General features: G+C 40.2%; 12 protein-coding genes and 1 pseudogene. All 13 read right to left on the minus strand.

Going from position 1 to position 17565, the window contains the following annotated elements; translation table 11 throughout:
• Window positions 1–141: 141 nt before the first annotated feature.
• The 13 genes and pseudogenes from gndA to galF all read right to left on the minus strand — a co-directional run bounded on the left by gndA (window position 142) and on the right by galF (window position 17135).
• Window positions 142–1548 (minus strand): NADP-dependent phosphogluconate dehydrogenase, encoded by a 1407-nt coding sequence (gndA, locus tag EAE_RS23710; RefSeq protein WP_015706048.1) that lies wholly within the window; start codon window positions 1546–1548, stop codon window positions 142–144.
• Between the two features lie 249 nt (window positions 1549–1797).
• Complete coding sequence (locus EAE_RS23715) at window positions 1798–2994, minus strand: O-antigen ligase family protein (RefSeq protein WP_015706049.1); 1197 nt, start codon at window positions 2992–2994, stop codon at window positions 1798–1800.
• A 54-nt stretch (window positions 2995–3048) separates the two neighbouring features.
• Complete coding sequence (locus EAE_RS23720; protein WP_015706050.1) at window positions 3049–4557, minus strand: hypothetical protein; 1509 nt, start codon at window positions 4555–4557, stop codon at window positions 3049–3051.
• Window positions 4558–4576: 19 nt separating this feature from the next.
• The gene (locus tag EAE_RS23725) at window positions 4577–5416 is read right to left on the minus strand and encodes a glycosyltransferase (protein WP_015706051.1); all 840 of its coding nucleotides are present in this window, start codon (window positions 5414–5416) and stop codon (window positions 4577–4579) included.
• Window positions 5417–5445: 29 nt separating this feature from the next.
• Window positions 5446–6303, minus strand: a complete 858-nt coding sequence (locus EAE_RS23730; protein ID WP_015706052.1) for a glycosyltransferase — start codon at window positions 6301–6303, stop codon at window positions 5446–5448.
• Window positions 6304–6449: 146 nt separating this feature from the next.
• Window positions 6450–7358 (minus strand): glycosyltransferase family 2 protein, encoded by a 909-nt coding sequence (locus EAE_RS23735; RefSeq protein ID WP_015706053.1) that lies wholly within the window; start codon window positions 7356–7358, stop codon window positions 6450–6452.
• A 35-nt stretch (window positions 7359–7393) separates the two neighbouring features.
• Window positions 7394–8818, minus strand: a pseudogene (wbaP, locus tag EAE_RS23740) (undecaprenyl-phosphate galactose phosphotransferase WbaP).
• A 106-nt stretch (window positions 8819–8924) separates the two neighbouring features.
• Window positions 8925–11087: a polysaccharide biosynthesis tyrosine autokinase gene (locus EAE_RS23745; protein ID WP_015706054.1), complete on the minus strand. Its 2163-nt coding sequence runs from the start codon at window positions 11085–11087 to the stop codon at window positions 8925–8927.
• A gap of 14 nt (window positions 11088–11101) precedes the next feature.
• Window positions 11102–11539, minus strand: a complete 438-nt coding sequence (locus EAE_RS23750; protein WP_020078333.1) for an arsenate reductase/protein-tyrosine-phosphatase family protein — start codon at window positions 11537–11539, stop codon at window positions 11102–11104.
• Window positions 11539–12678: a polysaccharide export protein gene (locus EAE_RS23755; RefSeq protein ID WP_015706056.1), complete on the minus strand. Its 1140-nt coding sequence runs from the start codon at window positions 12676–12678 to the stop codon at window positions 11539–11541. Before EAE_RS23755 ends, EAE_RS23750 begins: the two co-directional genes overlap by 1 nt.
• 122 nt (window positions 12679–12800) lie before the next feature.
• The gene (locus tag EAE_RS23760) at window positions 12801–14234 is read right to left on the minus strand and encodes a capsule assembly Wzi family protein (protein ID WP_015706057.1); all 1434 of its coding nucleotides are present in this window, start codon (window positions 14232–14234) and stop codon (window positions 12801–12803) included.
• 932 nt (window positions 14235–15166) lie between these two features.
• Window positions 15167–15796, minus strand: a complete 630-nt coding sequence (locus EAE_RS23765) for a phosphatase PAP2 family protein (RefSeq protein ID WP_015706058.1) — start codon at window positions 15794–15796, stop codon at window positions 15167–15169.
• 448 nt (window positions 15797–16244) lie between these two features.
• Window positions 16245–17135: a UTP--glucose-1-phosphate uridylyltransferase GalF gene (galF, locus tag EAE_RS23770; protein WP_015706060.1), complete on the minus strand. Its 891-nt coding sequence runs from the start codon at window positions 17133–17135 to the stop codon at window positions 16245–16247.
• Window positions 17136–17565 lie beyond the last annotated feature (430 nt).

A 17565-nucleotide genomic window follows, 5' to 3' on the forward strand; every position in this document is an offset into this window, starting at 1 on the left:
ACGGCGTTTAGATCTGATGATATGGATTTAAATGGCAGAGTGGCAAGATATGTATGTTTAATAAAACTTGATGATATAAATAAGTATATTGATATAATGAGCCCCAACATGCTGAGGCTCATTTAGGAAAACTACGTTAAATCAATTCATCCATTCGGTATGGAACACACCTTCTTTATCAGTGCGTTTATAGGTATGAGCACCAAAATAGTCGCGTTGCGCCTGAATCAAGTTAGCTGGTAGGACTGCTGAACGGTAGCTATCATAATAAGCGATGGCAGCTGAGAACGTCGGAACTGGAATACCATTTTGCACCGCATACGCAACAACATCTCGCAGCGCTTGTTGATATTCATCTGCAATCTTCTTGAAGTATGGAGCCATTAACAGATTAGCAATTTCCGTATTTTGCTCGTAAGCATCCGTGATTTTCTGCAGGAATTGAGCACGAATGATACAACCCGCACGGAAGATCTTCGCAATCTCACCATAGTTAAGATCCCAATTGTACTCGTCAGAAGCAGCACGTAATTGGGAAAAACCTTGAGCATATGAAACAATCTTGCCTAAATAAAGAGCGCGGCGTACTTTTTCCACAAACTCAGTTTTGTCACCAGCAGAATGAGGTTGCGGTCCAGTCAATACTTTTGACGCAGCAACGCGCTGTTCTTTCAAAGAAGAAATATAGCGAGCGAAAACTGATTCGGTAATCAAGGATAACGGTTCGCCAAGGTCCAGAGAACTCTGGCTGGTCCATTTCCCTGTACCTTTGTTAGCAGCTTCATCAAGAATAACATCGATAAGGTAGTGACCGGCCTCATCTTTCTTGGTAAAAATGTCTTTAGTAATATCGATCAAGTAGCTATTCAGCTCGCCTTTATTCCACTCAGTAAAGGTTTCCGCCAGTTCCTCATTCGTAAGTGACAGCCCCCCTTTAAGCAGAGCGTAGGCTTCGGCAATCAACTGCATATCACCATATTCGATGCCATTGTGTACCATCTTAACATAATGACCGGCGCCATCAGCTCCAATATACGTCACGCAAGGTTCACCATCTTCTGCGCGAGCTGCAATCTTCTCGAGGATAGGGGCAACCATTTCATACGCTTCTTTTTGGCCACCCGGCATGATTGATGGACCTTTAAGAGCACCCTCTTCTCCGCCAGATACGCCTGTTCCGATGAAATTAAACCCTTCCGCGGACAATTCTCGGTTGCGGCGAATTGTGTCCTGGAAGAACGTGTTACCACCATCAATGATGATATCACCTTTATCAAGATAGGGCTTAAGGGAGTCAATTGCGCTATCGGTACCTGCGCCTGCTTTCACCATCAACAGAATACGGCGCGGCGTTTCGAGCGATTCAACAAACTCTTTAACTGTATAATAAGGAACCAATTTTTTGCCTGGATTTTCGGCGATGACTTCCTCGGTTTTATCACGCGAGCGGTTGAATACGGAGACGGTATAACCGCGGCTTTCGATGTTAAGCGCAAGATTGCGGCCCATCACTGCCATACCGACAACCCCGATCTGTTGCTTGGACATTACATACTCCTGTCAGGTCTAGTCACTGCGACACGTTCGCAGCTTAAATTCTGATGGTTATACTAGCTTAAGATCCTTCCAGATATCTAGAATAAATTCATTCTTTAGCACTTGTCTCTTATGTAACCAAATAAAACTACAATCCTAAAGGTTACACAGCAATACCAATCCTACAATTATCATTAAAATTAGCACATGATAATCAAACCAAGTAAAGCGCTACGAAAGTTTTTTTGATATCTAATATAATCAGAGATCTTGGGCATCGTCTCTTTTGTATAAAGATGATGTTTTTGCTGTTAAAAATATTATCACACCACCTGAAGCACCGAATAATAAGGGGTTAACGGAGCCAGAAAAAACCCACATAACTAGAAAAATAGCAGGCACTATAATTTTCAAACGTCCATTATTATCATTGTAGATAGTTTTAAAACAGAGAAAGACATATAACAGGAATAACACTAGCGTTCCTAGCACGCCTAATGTCATAAGCATTGATAACGACTGACTCTCATATAAATATGGCGTAGTTATAGAACGCATTGCATTTGGTATAAAATATCCTAAACCATGACCAAAGACAGGCGAATCAATAAAGGAATTATATAACATTTGGTTTTGCCAAACTCGTTCTAAGTCAGAAGCTGAGTTTGCCATGCTTGTCTTGCCAAACCTGGTATCAATTAGCTTAAAGATTAATGAGCCAAGCGGTGTCAGCAGCAGTAATAATGTAGTTGTAATAACAGACACTAATGCTATTCTAAATGCCCGAATTATACCTGCTTCAAAAAGAATAGCCAGTCCAACAAATAAAATTGTCTCAGCCCAAAAAGCTCGTGATAGCGTAAGTAACATTGATATTAATAGAAAAACAAATGCCGTTATCACGCGGTATTTTTTTTCAGTGGTAAAAATTAATTCTTTAGTAACAAAATACAAGAAAAAAGGAACCGCTGAATCTAATGGGATTTGTAAGCGAGCCAGAAATGTCCCTTCGACCCCCAAAGACATCATTTGTATATTCCAGGAGTCACGAATCCACGATATGATTAATGGCATTGGGACACCAGTGACCACGGAAAATATCAATATCAAAACTTTTACAATTGCGATAAAAACAAATGTCGCTTTCAAAGTTTTGTAGATAAGTTTTCTATTATCATCTGAAACATCACAGCAGGATAATAAGAAAACAGCAACAAACACAGATAAGAGAATATCCCTCGACTCACCAAGAACATTATCAACTGCGTTTAAATTCCCTAAGGAATATAGGATCGCAGCAACTAAAAACAAACAAAAAGGAAGTGCATTAATAACAAATTTTTTAATCAAATCGCGGGTAGAGATCATGTAGCAAAACATGCTGACAAGTATTAATGGACTTCGCAATGCCATTAAATATATAAATATTTTTATAAAAAGTGTTTTTTTTATTTTCATTGAAGTTTAATCCCACTTATAAATCCAACAATGAGGTTGAAAAAGTTGAAACAATCATTTATCAGTAGGCATAGGAGCATGACTTTTAAGTGCCCGACTTTCGTCAGCGTAAAGTGCATTCTTCATTTTATTATTATTAACCCACGAAGGTAACTGATTCGTATAAATCGCGATAGGTCGATTATCAATTTGAACACCTTTGGTCAAATCAATATTTTTAGCTATATCCAAGTTCCAATGCTCAATATCAGCGTTCCCGGACAACCCTTCCAGGAGTACACTTTTATTTGACTGAGTCCCAGTATCATTCAACCATGCTATTATGGAGTATTTAGTCGGCGAGTCTTCTTTTGATTTTAATACATATGCCTCAACTCCTTTCGAAGGTTGATAAATGCCGATAAGAGTTCGACCTTTCATTGAATCTACCGCCATAGCATATGCTAATAATCTTAACTTCGGGTTCCAATCAATGTCGAACAGACCAAAGTAGTAAAGTTTATTATTTAAATATCTATCTTTAGCTATAAAATAATCAACTCGTTTCATGTCATAATAATAAAACCCTCTTGCAAATAACTTGATGAGATCGTAAGGGTTTGACTGAAATCTACCTGTTGATGCTGTATCCAGCTGCTCTGTATCAAGTATTTCTTTATTAGATAAGTGATGTTTTGCTTGTACACTTCTCATATAACCGGGTAAATCATCATTCCCATAGGAGAAATGATGAATAGAATATGCATCGCTGTACTGATCAATTCCCAGTTGGAAGCTTTTATCAATAAATCTTCTTCCGCCTGTGATTCCACCTAATAGACTATTTCTTGAATATGTTGCAGCAAAAGCAACTGTCTTTATTGGCAACCCCAATGCAGCAATAGATTCTTTTAACATTTTCATTTCCTGAACATATTGCTCAGGCGTGGATTTCATCCACCATACGCTCGGTGCATCAACTTCATTAGCTAATTCTGCATATTTAACATTATAACCTTTAAGTCTGGACAAGGTTACATGGAGATAATCTTTATATTTATCATAATATTTTGATTGTACAGCTGATAGCTTATTATTTGCCACTGTATATTTGGCTGGCGGATAACCAAAAACAAATAGATGCGACATATTGTACTTTTTTGCTTCTTTCAACTGAAAATCAAGTTGCGTGAAATTTGTTGGATTCCCAGAAGAATCACTCACGCGATGCCATGCTGTCTCAAAACTACGTAAAGAATCCACGCCTGCCCGCGCGAGTAAAGAATATGCCTGATTTATTTTTGTCAGATCCCCATTGGCATTTACTGCTGGAATTTCCATTCCATGCAATCCAAATTGAGTATTATCATCCCGATTCGCTATCTGCTGCTGCAAATTTCGTTGCATTAATTTTTTATATACATAATCAGCTTCTTTCGCTGAAACTTCTTCTCGTGTTTTTAATATTTCAATTTGATAAGTTTTATGGTCAGCATTTACATCAGCATAAGCAAACGTAGGTATGCAATACAAAAAGGTAAGAATTGAAAGATATGATGAGCATTTTTTATCTATTACTTTCATAACCATTTCCTCAAATATTTTACTTATTCTCGATGAATTTGACCCATAAGTATTTAGTTAGCGCATAAGGAAAGGCTCTTTTTTTATATCTTATTGAGAGATCGAGATCATTTATGGCTGAATGATATCGAGCCCAATAAGGTATTTTACTTCTTGAAGGATTCCAACCTCGACAATGATATGCATTTAAGTTGTCTATGAGCTTAATACCCCAGTTGTTCTTTTGTAAACGCATAGATAACTCAATATCTTCTTTATACATGAAGTAGCTACTTTCAAAGCCAACATTTCCCTGTTTGTCAGTACATTGGATAAGAGCCTTAGTACGTAAAAGCATAAAAGCACCACAAATGGCATCGATATTGTTACTGTGCAACTCCGATGGGGGAGATTTGATAGTTTCATTAGTGCCAATATCGTACCACTTACCGTAGGAATTGCATCGTATACCCAATGAATCATAAACAGATAATGATTTCATTGTATTTATATCAAATCGAACCAAGGGCACGGAAAATAATGCGACTTCTTTATTTCGTTTATCGCCTGCAATGTCGAGTAATTTATCTAAATCAGACCCTTCAATTCTTGCATCAGGATTCAATAGCAATATCCATTCAGAGTTTCCTGATCTTTCAATCGCTAAGTTATTGCCTGCTACAAACCCTACATTATCATGTTTCTCTATGATCAGTTCATGTTTTGTCTTTAAAGCATCTAAATAAGAAGTATCAGTAGAGCCAGAATCAACTATTCTTACTAAGAGTTTATTTATTGATGTTTCAAGCCCATCAAGAGCCCACTGTATATGCTTTTGGCTATTATATGTAACAATGATTACGACACATGAGTGAGACATTTAAGGCTTCCCTTGAGCAGATACTTTAATTATTTATTACCAGAAAAAGACTGAAGCGCATACTTAATCATATACTTAGGTGTTCTTCTTTTAATACTCCATATAATAGAATCGATAGGCTTTGCCTTTTTCTCCTCGGTTGAAATTATAAAGTTCATAAATTTCAAATGTTCATCAATATATATATCTTTATTTCGATCTCTTAAATCAATAAGCGATGAACTCAAGGGGTAACTTTTGGAGACTCTTTTTTCATCTATACCATGATCATGGTGCATTATATATGTTGCTATTGGCAACCGAATAAACTCACCAAATTTATGCGAAAGCCTTAGCCAAGTATCCCAATCCTGCAGCCTTCTAGCTCTAATGTCAAATCCACCTATAGCTTTCAATCTTTCTGTTAATGTGAATATCTGGTTTGATGCGACATTATCGAATAACATATCGACATATGTTAATTTTTCAACACTGTTCGTGTTATAATATTTTTTGGTTTTCCCATCAGAAAATCGTTCAATAAAGTCACAACAGATGAATGAATACTTGTTATCCCAAGCTTCAATAAACTGAGATATACGCTCAGGCAAAAACTCATCATCATCATCTAAGCCGGTAATATACTCACCTTGCGCGTGAAAAATACCTAGATTCCTCGCAGCACAAGCACCTTTACTTGTGTCGTTGCGGAAATAGTGAATACGAGCGTCTTCTCGAATCAGTCCTTCTACATATGCTTGGGTACCATCAGCAGAAGCATCATCGCAAATGATTATCTCAATGTTTTGATAACTTTGGTCTTTAACCGAACGAAGTGCGCGTTTTAGTTTTTCCAGGCGGTTACAGGTTGTTATATAAACACTTACCAGTGGCGTTCTGCTATGCATTTTACACTCTCTCTTAAATTGACGAACGAACCTGAGACCTCACCTTGCAGCGTTAATGAATAGATTCGTGAAACAGCAACGATGACGCGCTTAGCGATTCTAATTTCCAGATGGCATTTCATCTCACGCCAATTGTTGAATACTTATTACCCCCAGTAACGTTTATGCATACTGAGGGACTTGATTAGATTTTTCGGCAACCGAGTATACTGCAAGCCAATTTTATAACCTATTATTTTCATTAAGTTATTAATGCAAGCTATCGGAATCCACAAAGGGGCTTTTTTCAATAAAAACGAAAACTCAGATAAAATAAATTTTTTACCCTCGCCCCCAGCGCCGCCTATTTTATTTCTTATCCATGCTTCATCCTTATGAAACACGCCTATATCAAAATAGCGTTTAAACTCTTCAATCGCATTGTAATTGTGAGAGTGTTTAACTATCGCATTTGCTACATAGGCAACTCTGTATCCATTCAGAATAGCTTTTGCTGTAAAATACATATCTTCACAAAGGATTGTGTCGGAAGGAAAACCTCCCAGCGAATTAAAAATTGATAATCTATATGCTGAAAAGGAATTAGACATGAAAACTGTCTTCAATCCCATCTCAGGTATATCTTCTGCACTACAAACATATCCTTTGGAAGGATAATTGAACATTCTGGCATGTGTTGCTAAAGGATTAGCATTATCATGCGGGAGTTGCCTGCCGTATGCGCAAGCAACTCTATCGTCATTAAATACAGAAACAATATTCTCTATGAATCCTGGTTGTGGAATCGCATCCTGAGTGAGAAAAATTACCACATCATACTGATTATTTACTCTTTCTACCGCAAGATTTCTTGTTCCGCCATGGTTGAAATCATGGCCTGCAATAGTAAGTAAATCAAATCCCGCTTCTTCCGCAATTTGTGGCGTATTATCTTTACTACTTGAATCAATTACTTGCACTAATAAATTTTCAGGGGCATTTTTTCTAAGGTTATCGACAACCTGTTGCCAAAGTTCGCCACCATTGTATGTTGGTATTGCTATATAATATTTCATATTAATTTCCTATCTGACATACCATAATGATGCAATTAGTATGCGCCATCCTTTTTTAATACAACACTAATGGTTTTGAACAAAATAGCAATATCGTTCCACATAGACCAATTTTTAACGTACCAGGCGTCTAAATAAACTCTGGTTTCATAATCCACATCACTGCGCCCGCTTACCTGCCAAAGGCCAGTCATTCCTGGTTTGCTTAATAAATAATAATCAACTTCATCATTATATCTTTCAAGTTCAGCCGTAATAATTGGTCACGGCCCTACTAAACTCATTTCCCCCTTCAATACATTAAATAATTGAGGCAACTCATCTAGACTTGTACGTCTTAGAAAACCACCAATTTTTGTAATACGAGGGTCATTCTTCAATTTAAAAGTTGCATCCCATTCTTCTCTTGCAGCGGGATCATTTTCAAGTAATTCCTGTAACACTTCTTTGGAGTTAATCACCATAGACCTGAATTTTAAACACTTGAATGGTTTTCCGTCTTTGCCAATTCTTTCATGTCCATAAATAGCTGGCCCACCATCTTTTTTCACTTTCTGACTTATGTATATAAGGACAGGTGAAAGCAAGGTGATAATCGCGAGGGAACCAATAATATCAAAGACTCTTTTTAATATTCTTGAGGATAATTTAGCCAGGTTCTGTTGTACTCGAAAAATCATGACCTCATGACTAAAAATAAATGACATATCTGTACTATCTAATGGCATCCCGCGGAGCGTAGGAATGACAGATACGTATCGGTATCCTCTAATCATGAAGTTTCTAAGCCAAGTGTTTCTTACCTCACCTTGGTCCGATTCGACAGCAACTATAAATTGTGTTTTTTTATCAATAGTATTCAACCAATCTATGTCGTTTTCCAGGACTCGGATTCCATCAATATTTTCCCCCCCTGAGACTTTACCTGTACTGCTGATAAAACCGACAATGATTAAGCCTAAGTTTCTTTCGCTGCTGATTGCTTTATAAGCATCGTGAGCATTTGTACCACTTCCTATAATCCAGGTATCGCGTCGCCAAAAGCCTACAGCGTCCAGAATACGTTTTGTTAACATTCTGAATACAGGAACTAAAAGAAGGACAAAAAACCAACTTAATACCCATAAAAAGCGTGAAAATGACCATGTCGTAAACGCCATTACAGCTATTTCGATGATTGCAAAAATAGTCAGTGTCCGCAAAATTTCTTTTAGTTCAAACCAAAATGTCTTTCTATAGAAGTAATGTCTTAATCGAACTGAAAACCATCCAATGCAACAAAATGCTAAAACCCAGTGTAATGCAATCCAGCCATCCAGATTACTCATTGCAGTTAGGTCTACGTCGTCCATAACTCCGGAAAGAATAACTATAGCCAACCATGGTGATATAACAAAACCTAAAAAATCAGATAATGCCAATGCAAGACTGACTGTCAAATTTCTGACGAGAAGCGTCATGATTCCCTCTCAATATTTTATTTAGTGAGGTATGATTTAGATATTAACTCTAGAAATAATTCGAATTTTAATCAGCGGCCAATCTTAGACTGGCCGCAATAGGATATTATTTGTCGTCTGTATACGAGTAACCATAATGATTATACCCGTATCCATAATAACTGCTGGCTTTTTTAACTACACCATTTAATATACAACCTTTAACCAAGATACCGCTCTGCTCAAACCTTTTAATACTGACTTCTATTTCTTTTGCTGTATTCTGCTCAAAGCGTGTTACGAGTAGAGTGGTGCCTACATAGTTTCCAATTATCGCGGCATCAGTGACTGCCAGTATTGGCGGTGTATCCACAATGACTAAGTCATAATGTTCATTAGCCCAACCAATTAACTCACCAAACTTTTTATGCATTAAAAGCTCCGCAGGATTTGGCGGCACCATACCTCGAGGAATAAAATCGAATCCAACAGAAGTTACCGATTTGATGATGTTTTCGCTTTTAACTTGCCCTGATAAGAAGTCGGATAACCCCTTTTCATTATCAACTTTAAATAGTTTATGGGAATAACCTTTGCGTAAATCGGCATCAATAAATAGTACTTTTTGGCCAGTTTGCGCGATTATAGCTGCTAAGTTTGAACTTACAAATGTTTTACCGGCATTTGGGCTAGCACCAGAAATCATCAGTACATTATTTCGAGACTCCATCATGGCAAAATGCAAACTTGTACGAAGTCCTCTAATAGCTTCAATTGCCAAATCTGCAGGGTTATCGATAGCTAGCAGATCCTGAATTTGATGCTTGCCGTCGAAAATCCCTTTATTGTATCTGGCGCTTTTAATATTCCTTTCTGCGACAGGAATACTTGCATATACATTAATGCCAAGCTCTTCCAACTGCTCTGGAGTTTCAATACCACGTCGTAAGAACACCCGGATTAGTACAATGGCTACTGAAACCATACCGCCGAGAATAATCCCTAGCAGCACAACCAAGATCTTATTAGGTTTTACAGGTTTTGGTTGCGTGATGCCATCATCAATTATTCTCACATTGCCTATAGCACTCGATTTTGCAATATTGAGTTCTTGTTGACGATTAAGCAATTGCATATATATTGCTCGCCCGGAATCAACGTCTCGATTTAGCCTTAATATTTCTTGCTGCGTTTTCGGCATTTCAGCTACTTTTTTATTTAGCTTTCCTTTTTCTTCCTGCAGCGTTTTTCTTTTCTCAAGCAATGCCTTATAAGTAGGATGCTCTTTTGTATATAACTGAGAAACTTCAGCTTCTCGGAATGTTAAAGTGTTTAACTGGTTATCAACGTTAACTATTTGGTCAAGTATAGATTTTGCTTCTAGCGACAAGTCTACTGAATCATTTTGACGTCTATACGCATTTAACTTGTCTTCAGCATTGTCCAAATCATTTCTTACTTGAGGCAGCTGCTGATTCAAAAATTCAAGGCTCTTCGCATCTTGCGCCGCTTCTCTTGATATATTCTGGGCTAGATAGTTATAGCTAATGTGGTCGATGATTTTCTTAACTTGCACAGGATTATCACCTGTTAAAGTCAATGTCAATATGCCAGAATCTTTACCTTCATCCATTACAATGAAGTTATTTTGCAAATTCGTAATTGCTTGCAGTCGGGATATATATGTTAATGTAAATTCATTCCCTGGGTTTGCATCAATAGAATTGACTTTTATCGAAACCCCTGAGCTTTGCTTCAGTTGTCCGACAACGCCTTCAAATTCAATACCATCGCCACTGAACTTATAATGCGAGCTATCTATTACTTCAATATTGAAATTCAATGGCAAACTTTCTGTACTACCTTCGATACTAAATTGCGAAATATTGATGTCACCATCACTATTTCCCATTAAGCGCGACCATCCTCGACCAAATATTGGAAAATATTTTCTGGATATTACGGCTTGTAAATTTAGATCATCAACCGTTTTCCCTATAATCATCCTTGACTGTAATAAGGCAATCTCCGGTGCGGATTGTGGTTGCCCATTCGGAAGAATATCGCTTAAATTACTAAGTATCGCATTTGCTTGTTTCTTCTCCACCTGTATCATAGCATCAGCTTGATAAATCGGTGTTGCAAATAAAACATACACCAACGCGATAAGGGTAAATAAAGATGTAATGGCAATAATTAATTTACGATGATCGATTAATTCACCAATGAGTCGACCTAAATCAATATCATTAGTATCTACAGTATTAGGTTTCTTGATTGCTGATGGCATGGCCTATTTCCTGATTATTTTGCGCCTAGCTTTTTGATCCAGAGCTGACCGGCTTGATCTATTAAAGTATAGACAGCTGAAAATGCATCTTCGCTCTTGCGATATGGGTCTGGTATATCCCGTTGTTGAATCCAGTGCCCAAAAAGCATGGTTTTTCCTCTAGCCTCAGGAGCTATACGGCCAATTTGCTCAATATGACTTTTTTCCATGGCAAGGATTAAATCATATTGTCTCCCAATTGATGACGTGAACTGTCGGCCTTTATGTCCTTCAAGCGAAATGCCATGCATTGATGCAATTTTGCTCGCGGTACTGTCAGCCTCATGATCTACTAAGGCTCCAGTTCCAGCAGAGTCAATACGCAAATTTGGTAGAGCTAACCGTAAATAGCGCTCACCAATTGGCGAGCGGCAAATATTTCCTGTGCAAACTACAAGTATTGAATTAAACATTAATTAGGCCATCTCTTAATATAACGAGCCGTCTCAGTTATATTGTATACACCAGTGATCGTTGGTATGAGCTGAGAGATAACTCTATTCCAACGTACAATCGGTGTTGTCGTAACATAAACAATATCATACGGCTCTAATTGGAATTCTGTACCTAATATCATTGAAGATGCATCTTGTGCATTTAATTGATATATGTTCGCAATCTTGCCATTTTTATCACCCTTCAACTGCCGGATAACAAAAATACCTGTAGCATCACTTGAATTCTGCGAAATACCATCGGCGTTGCCAAGTGCTTCGGCAAGAGTCATGCCACTACGATCCATTTTTAATGTCGTTTGTTTACCGACCTCACCCATAACAAAGACTTTCAAATCATCATTTCGTGGGACAAATAATATGTCACCTGGATATAATAGGTGGTTTTGCGATAAATCACCTTTCTGCATTAATGCATACAGTGATATTTTTGTATCTTTACCATTATGCGTAAGAATAACATTACGCCAATCAGCATCAGCTGCCAGCCCACCCGCGGCATTGATAGCATCCATTACAGTCAGCGGTATATTTGTTATAGACTGCTTACCAGAGTTAGCCACCTCTCCAGTTACATAAACTTTTTGTGAGCGGAATGCTGCGACGCTAACATCAACCTGCGGACTTTCAATATAAGTGGTAAGTCGATTTGTTATTTCTTGTCTTACCTGACTTAGCGTTTTCCCTGCGACTTGTACTTTACCTATGTAAGGATAAAAAATTGTTCCGTCTGAATTAACCCAGTTACCTGTATCACTGGCACTACGATACTGACCAGCTGGTGTAGTCAGTTCGGGATGATCCCAGACTGTTACCATAAGGACATCACCAATACCAATATGATATTCATAACTTTTTAAGAGATTATCCAACTGCGGGTTAGAACGAGCTATCACTGGTGATGGTTTAAGCTGCTCGACTAATCCAGGTGTCATCGGATACACATTGACCAACTTATCCAGATCATAATCACTATCCGGAAGCTCAACTACATTTTTGCGCAGACTATTAAGCCCCTGACCCGGAACTATTGTACAACCTGCCAAAAAACTGATTGCCACCGCCACTGCTGAAACCCTAACAATTATTTTCTTCATAATGTCACATCATTAATAAACCAAAATTTGCCAATTTCTGAGTCGCTGTGCTAAGTCATGACTGGTCGAAAGTACATAGCAATCACATCAGCCATTTTTATACTCATTGCACAGCGTTAATTTTATAAACTAAATGGAATTTCAATCCCGGCGCTGGCACCAACATCATCGCTATCGCTGTTATCGGCATCGGTGTACCAAAGATTAGTGTTCAAGCGAACTGACTTGTAAACATCTCCACTCCAACCCAATTGAACACCCTTCAAGGTATCCGAATGAGGGAATGCTTCATTAATAGATTGGTCTTTGGGGTTGACCTTTGCGTACACCAAACGGGTGCTCCAGCGCTGATTATCCTCTGTTACCAGTTCAATCTTACCGGCAAATAACTGGCCATCGCCACCCATTGCATCACCGAGAGGATAACCCTGCTGGTAGTAACCATCTTTATAGATGTGATGGGTATAACTGTAACCCGTACGATCCATATTCGTACGAGTATCATGCGCTTCCACATACCAGTTAACCGCATTTTTCCCCCAGCCATGATGACCTTCGATACCACCCAGGTACATATTTGCCGAAGGTAAACCACCTGCTTCATCCTCACCAATCATCTGGCCATAGAAGCTGACAGGCCACCCTAATGTAGGTTCAAGCTTAAATTTAAAGTCGAAGCCTGCAAGTTGGTTACCAGGTTCATTATCGGTACCGGTATTATCCTGTCCGGTAAACCCGTCCCAGAAACTGCTAAATGACTGCGGGCGCCCCTCCCCACCCCACTGCATAATGCGTGAGGCACCAAGTTCCAGCGACTGGAATGGTGAGAAGGTCAAACGACCACCGATGATTTTGGTATGCGGCACAGCCGTATACTGGTTCATCTGGCTGGCGGAAATTTGATACTGCCACGGGCCAATCCAGCGCAGCCACCATGTCTCCGGAGCAGCTTGCTCTGCGCGCTGCATTAAAAAACCGGTCATCGGTCTGGCTGCATCTCCGCGGATCAGGCTGCCTTCATAACCAGGCCCCCACCATTGCGGCACCTGACCAAATGATAACCACTGGTTCCAGAATTTGACGGCACCATATGCGCCATTGGCATTAAAACGTGAACCGTTGCTAATACGTTCGCCACCTTCAACATTGCCCTGCAGATGCACATCCCACCACTCACCGCTGTTATTAAAAGCGAGAGAGAGCGAGTTATCTGCCGGCTGGCTTTGGCCAAAGCCCTGTGGCGTACCTGGTTGGTCAGTCGACGTATAGCCGCTAACGCGAAAATCCGCCTTCAGATTAGAAAGCCGCTGATTGATGCGCGCCAGTACGACTTGTTCAGAGGAATATGAAGGTTTTGCTTTTTTCAACGCTCGAGTGATTTCTTCCTGACTGAGCGGCCAGGTGGAAAGACTGAGATGAATGACCCCACGATCGGAAAGCCATGCCAGATCGTTACGCAGTTCATTATCATTTTGCACCAATCCAGCTGCATATACCTGTGAGCTAACTGATGCAACCAGACCCAAAGCAAGTGCGATACGAGCAATTTTCATCATTGTTCAAGTTCCATTTACGAGTCCCTTCCCACCAGGTGGGTACGGCAATGGGGATTTTTAAGAATCAGGAGCTTATGAGTTCGACAAGCCTATTTTTTACAACAGCGATCCATTGCCTCGATAGACAACATCCTCAAAGTACGAGCGGTTTGCTGTAAACGGATGTGAACTTAACGCATTCATAATGTAAGCGATATTGGTTGCCAAGGCTACTTTCACGGCCTCAATAATGTGCACATGATCAGATGTCGATGACGTAGCTCGGCGTAGGGCTGATTTACTCAGGCCTTTTCAATACGAGGAGGACCGGGGAACTGGATACGCTACCGCCCTTGGCTTAACAGCTACCAACGCACTGTACCTCTTATCCAGCAATTTTCTTTACGTCCTGTTGTTGGTTAATTAACCACAACTATTATTTTTACCGCCCCGAGTTTACGAGATTCTTCCTGCAAATGGCAGTATAAATTTAACCACACAGATCTGTTAAGATGATATTTTTCATTTTCCCCGGCAGGATTTCATCCGTTAATAAGATTATTTGATGGATTCTTTCCCCATCCGGCATGATATTACCACCGCAACAGTATGGATACATAACCACATGATTATAAAGAAAATAAAATAATCCGCATGTTTAATGCAAAAAAACAACTATAGAACAGTCAACTACAAAATATGATAGCCATCATTACCCACTTCGTTTATGGGTTCCAGAAAGATAACTCTGATTTCCGAAATTCCGTTTTGATTTAAGAATCATCCTAGCCGCAATATCATGATAGTTCGTGCTTTCAAGTATTCTGTTAACATTATTATGTTTCATCTTTATGAAAGCCACGATTCTATTATCCCTTAATTGTCCGCAGTCTGGCATTTTATCATACCAATCACCCCAGGCTGATAATGTACAGCTTTGCTGAATTGCATGATTAATATATATGCTTATGCAGATCGGCTCTGGTGAACGGTTTGTCAAATGGGCCGATCATGGTTGCAACTTCCCCCAGCAGCGATTGTGTTGGCGCTTTAGCCCCGGTGTTTAACAGCACGAGGGGAATGATTACCATGCTCAGCGCTCCTGCCCATGAGATCTGTGCAGTGCACGATGAATGCGTACGCCATTGCAACAGCAGAAAAATCAAACTCCCGCAGGCTCCGAGGATAAATCCACTCACCACTTCCGATACCGAATGTGCATGAATCATCAAACGGGAATAGCCAACTATGACAGCAAGGGCATAACCTACGAATACGGCGCTACAGCGGACGGAGAAAGGCGCCCGTGAGGTTAACAGCCATAAAAGGATTGGCCAAAAAGCGGTAGAAAGTGCGGTATGTCCGCTGAAACCGGTAAAATCGATTTCCCGTATGCCAACGCCCCAGCCCATAAATGCCAGTTTTGAAATGCACACGACAGTACCCGTAATGCCAAAAAGCAACGCCCATTGCCAGGCCAGCGTCCGGGATGCTTTACGCAGCGCCAGCACCGCAAACAGCACCACTGCGCTAGGCAGCAGCACGGTACTATCGCCAAAAAAAGAGACTAATTGCCAGTTCATTTACGCTTCATCCTCTGACGATACATCCCTTTTTCCCTGTATCTTGTCCATAATCTCCCTATGGGCATATTCATCCATTAACATTACGTTTTTAAGCATGTATCACCGTTGTTTAATGGGTAAACATGATCTCAGTCAAGTTTTATTTCGCATCGCTAGCTTCTGTTACGTACATTACGTTAAGGAAGCTCACACTAAGCAACTATCAGCTAAGCATTATTCTGACTCATCTGACCAAATGCCCGGCTCACGCCGCGCCAATCATCGATAAGCCATCAAATCCACAGACCTGATAAGATTCAACTGAGATGAAAATCTCATTGCATTTACTGCACCGAATGACTAATAACCACGGTTTCATTTCAGTTGGATCTTGTTACGCTGGCGCGACACCAAACATCTTGCTGTTATCTGCACGCCAGCTCTCGCTCGAATTAAGCGCTCAGTTTCACGCCAGCAGCTTCTTGATGCTCTCGCGGAATTTGGTCCCTTCTTTATGGTTACGTAAGCCGTAACTCACAAAAGCCTGCATGTAACCCATTTTTTTGCCGCAGTCGTAGCTCTCACCGGTCATCAACATGGCATCGACAGACTGTTTCTTTGCCAGTGCCGCAATAGCGTCCGTTAATTGAATACGACCCCAGGCGCCAGGTTCAGTACGCTCGAGTTCTTCCCAGATATCAGCAGACAGCACATAACGCCCTACGGCCATCAAGTCAGAGTCGAGCGTTTGCGGCTCGTCTGGTTTTTCAATAAATTCAACAATACGGCCAATCTCTCCTTCCACTTTCAAGCCATCTTTGGTTTGAATGACGGAATATTCTGAGAGATCGCCAGGCATTCGTTTGGCCAGAACCTGGCTGCGCCCGGTTTCATTGAAACGCGCGACCATTGCCGCCAGGTTGTAACGTAGCGGATCGGCGCTTGCGCCATCAAGAATGATATCCGGTAACACCACAACAAACGGATTATTGCCAACGGCCGGGCGCGCACAGAGGATAGAATGCCCCAGGCCCAGTTGCTGGCCCTGACGAACGTTCATTATCGTTACGCCTGGCGGACAAATCGCCTGAACTTCGGCTAATAGTTGACGCTTAACACGCTGCTCGAGTAGCGCTTCCAGCTCATAGGAGGTATCAAAATGGTTTTCTACAGCATTCTTAGATGAATGGGTGACCAGCACAATTTCTTTGATTCCGGCGGCGACAATCTCATCGACGATATACTGAACCATCGGCTTATCAACGATTGGCAGCATCTCTTTCGGTATCGCTTTGGTGGCAGGCAACATATGCATCCCTAACCCTGCTACCGGAATAATTGCTTTCAAACTCACCATTATTTCATCCACCTATATGGTTATAAACTTTCGAATTTTTGTCAGAACGTTGATGTCACTGGCATTTGTTTGTGATGGTACAGCATCGTGTCGCGCACGACTTTAACCAAAATCCTAAATTACTCTCTTAGTCCAAGAATACACGCAAAAAATGCTAGCTGACAGGTCGCTTTAAGAAAATTCTCACGCGTTTGTCCTGGTCAATCGGCCTTCGAATAAACAGAGCAAGAAAAACGCTTAATCCATTGTTATTAAATAATAATAATTGATCAATGTTCCTGGCGATAAGCTACTTACTTTGCAGATTTAACACCTTCTTTCTTAAAAATCACCGTGGTAAGCCACTACAGAAAAAGTCAAATCCCATGCGAACGAGCAATTTGGCGATAGCAATCAGCAAAATCGTCTAAACTTTGGACAAAAGCTTCGC

The organism is Klebsiella aerogenes KCTC 2190 (assembly GCF_000215745.1).
Taxonomy (GTDB): Bacteria; Pseudomonadota; Gammaproteobacteria; order Enterobacterales; family Enterobacteriaceae; genus Klebsiella; species Klebsiella aerogenes.

Bases quoted from the DNA above. Each gene is read 5' to 3' on its own strand.
- gndA (WP_015706048.1), bottom strand. From the start codon at position 1,548: ATGTCCAAGCAACAGATCGGGGTTGTCGGTATGGCAGTGATGGGCCGC.
- EAE_RS23715 (WP_015706049.1), bottom strand. From the start codon at position 2,994: ATGAAAATAAAAAAAACACTTTTTATAAAAATATTTATATATTTAATG.
- EAE_RS23720 (WP_015706050.1), bottom strand. From the start codon at position 4,557: ATGAAAGTAATAGATAAAAAATGCTCATCATATCTTTCAATTCTTACC.
- EAE_RS23725 (WP_015706051.1), bottom strand. From the start codon at position 5,416: ATGTCTCACTCATGTGTCGTAATCATTGTTACATATAATAGCCAAAAG.
- EAE_RS23730 (WP_015706052.1), bottom strand. From the start codon at position 6,303: ATGCATAGCAGAACGCCACTGGTAAGTGTTTATATAACAACCTGTAAC.
- EAE_RS23735 (WP_015706053.1), bottom strand. From the start codon at position 7,358: ATGAAATATTATATAGCAATACCAACATACAATGGTGGCGAACTTTGG.
- EAE_RS23745 (WP_015706054.1), bottom strand. From the start codon at position 11,087: ATGCCATCAGCAATCAAGAAACCTAATACTGTAGATACTAATGATATT.
- EAE_RS23750 (WP_020078333.1), bottom strand. From the start codon at position 11,539: ATGTTTAATTCAATACTTGTAGTTTGCACAGGAAATATTTGCCGCTCG.
- EAE_RS23755 (WP_015706056.1), bottom strand. From the start codon at position 12,678: ATGAAGAAAATAATTGTTAGGGTTTCAGCAGTGGCGGTGGCAATCAGT.
- EAE_RS23760 (WP_015706057.1), bottom strand. From the start codon at position 14,234: ATGATGAAAATTGCTCGTATCGCACTTGCTTTGGGTCTGGTTGCATCA.
- EAE_RS23765 (WP_015706058.1), bottom strand. From the start codon at position 15,796: ATGAACTGGCAATTAGTCTCTTTTTTTGGCGATAGTACCGTGCTGCTG.
- galF (WP_015706060.1), bottom strand. From the start codon at position 17,135: ATGGTGAGTTTGAAAGCAATTATTCCGGTAGCAGGGTTAGGGATGCAT.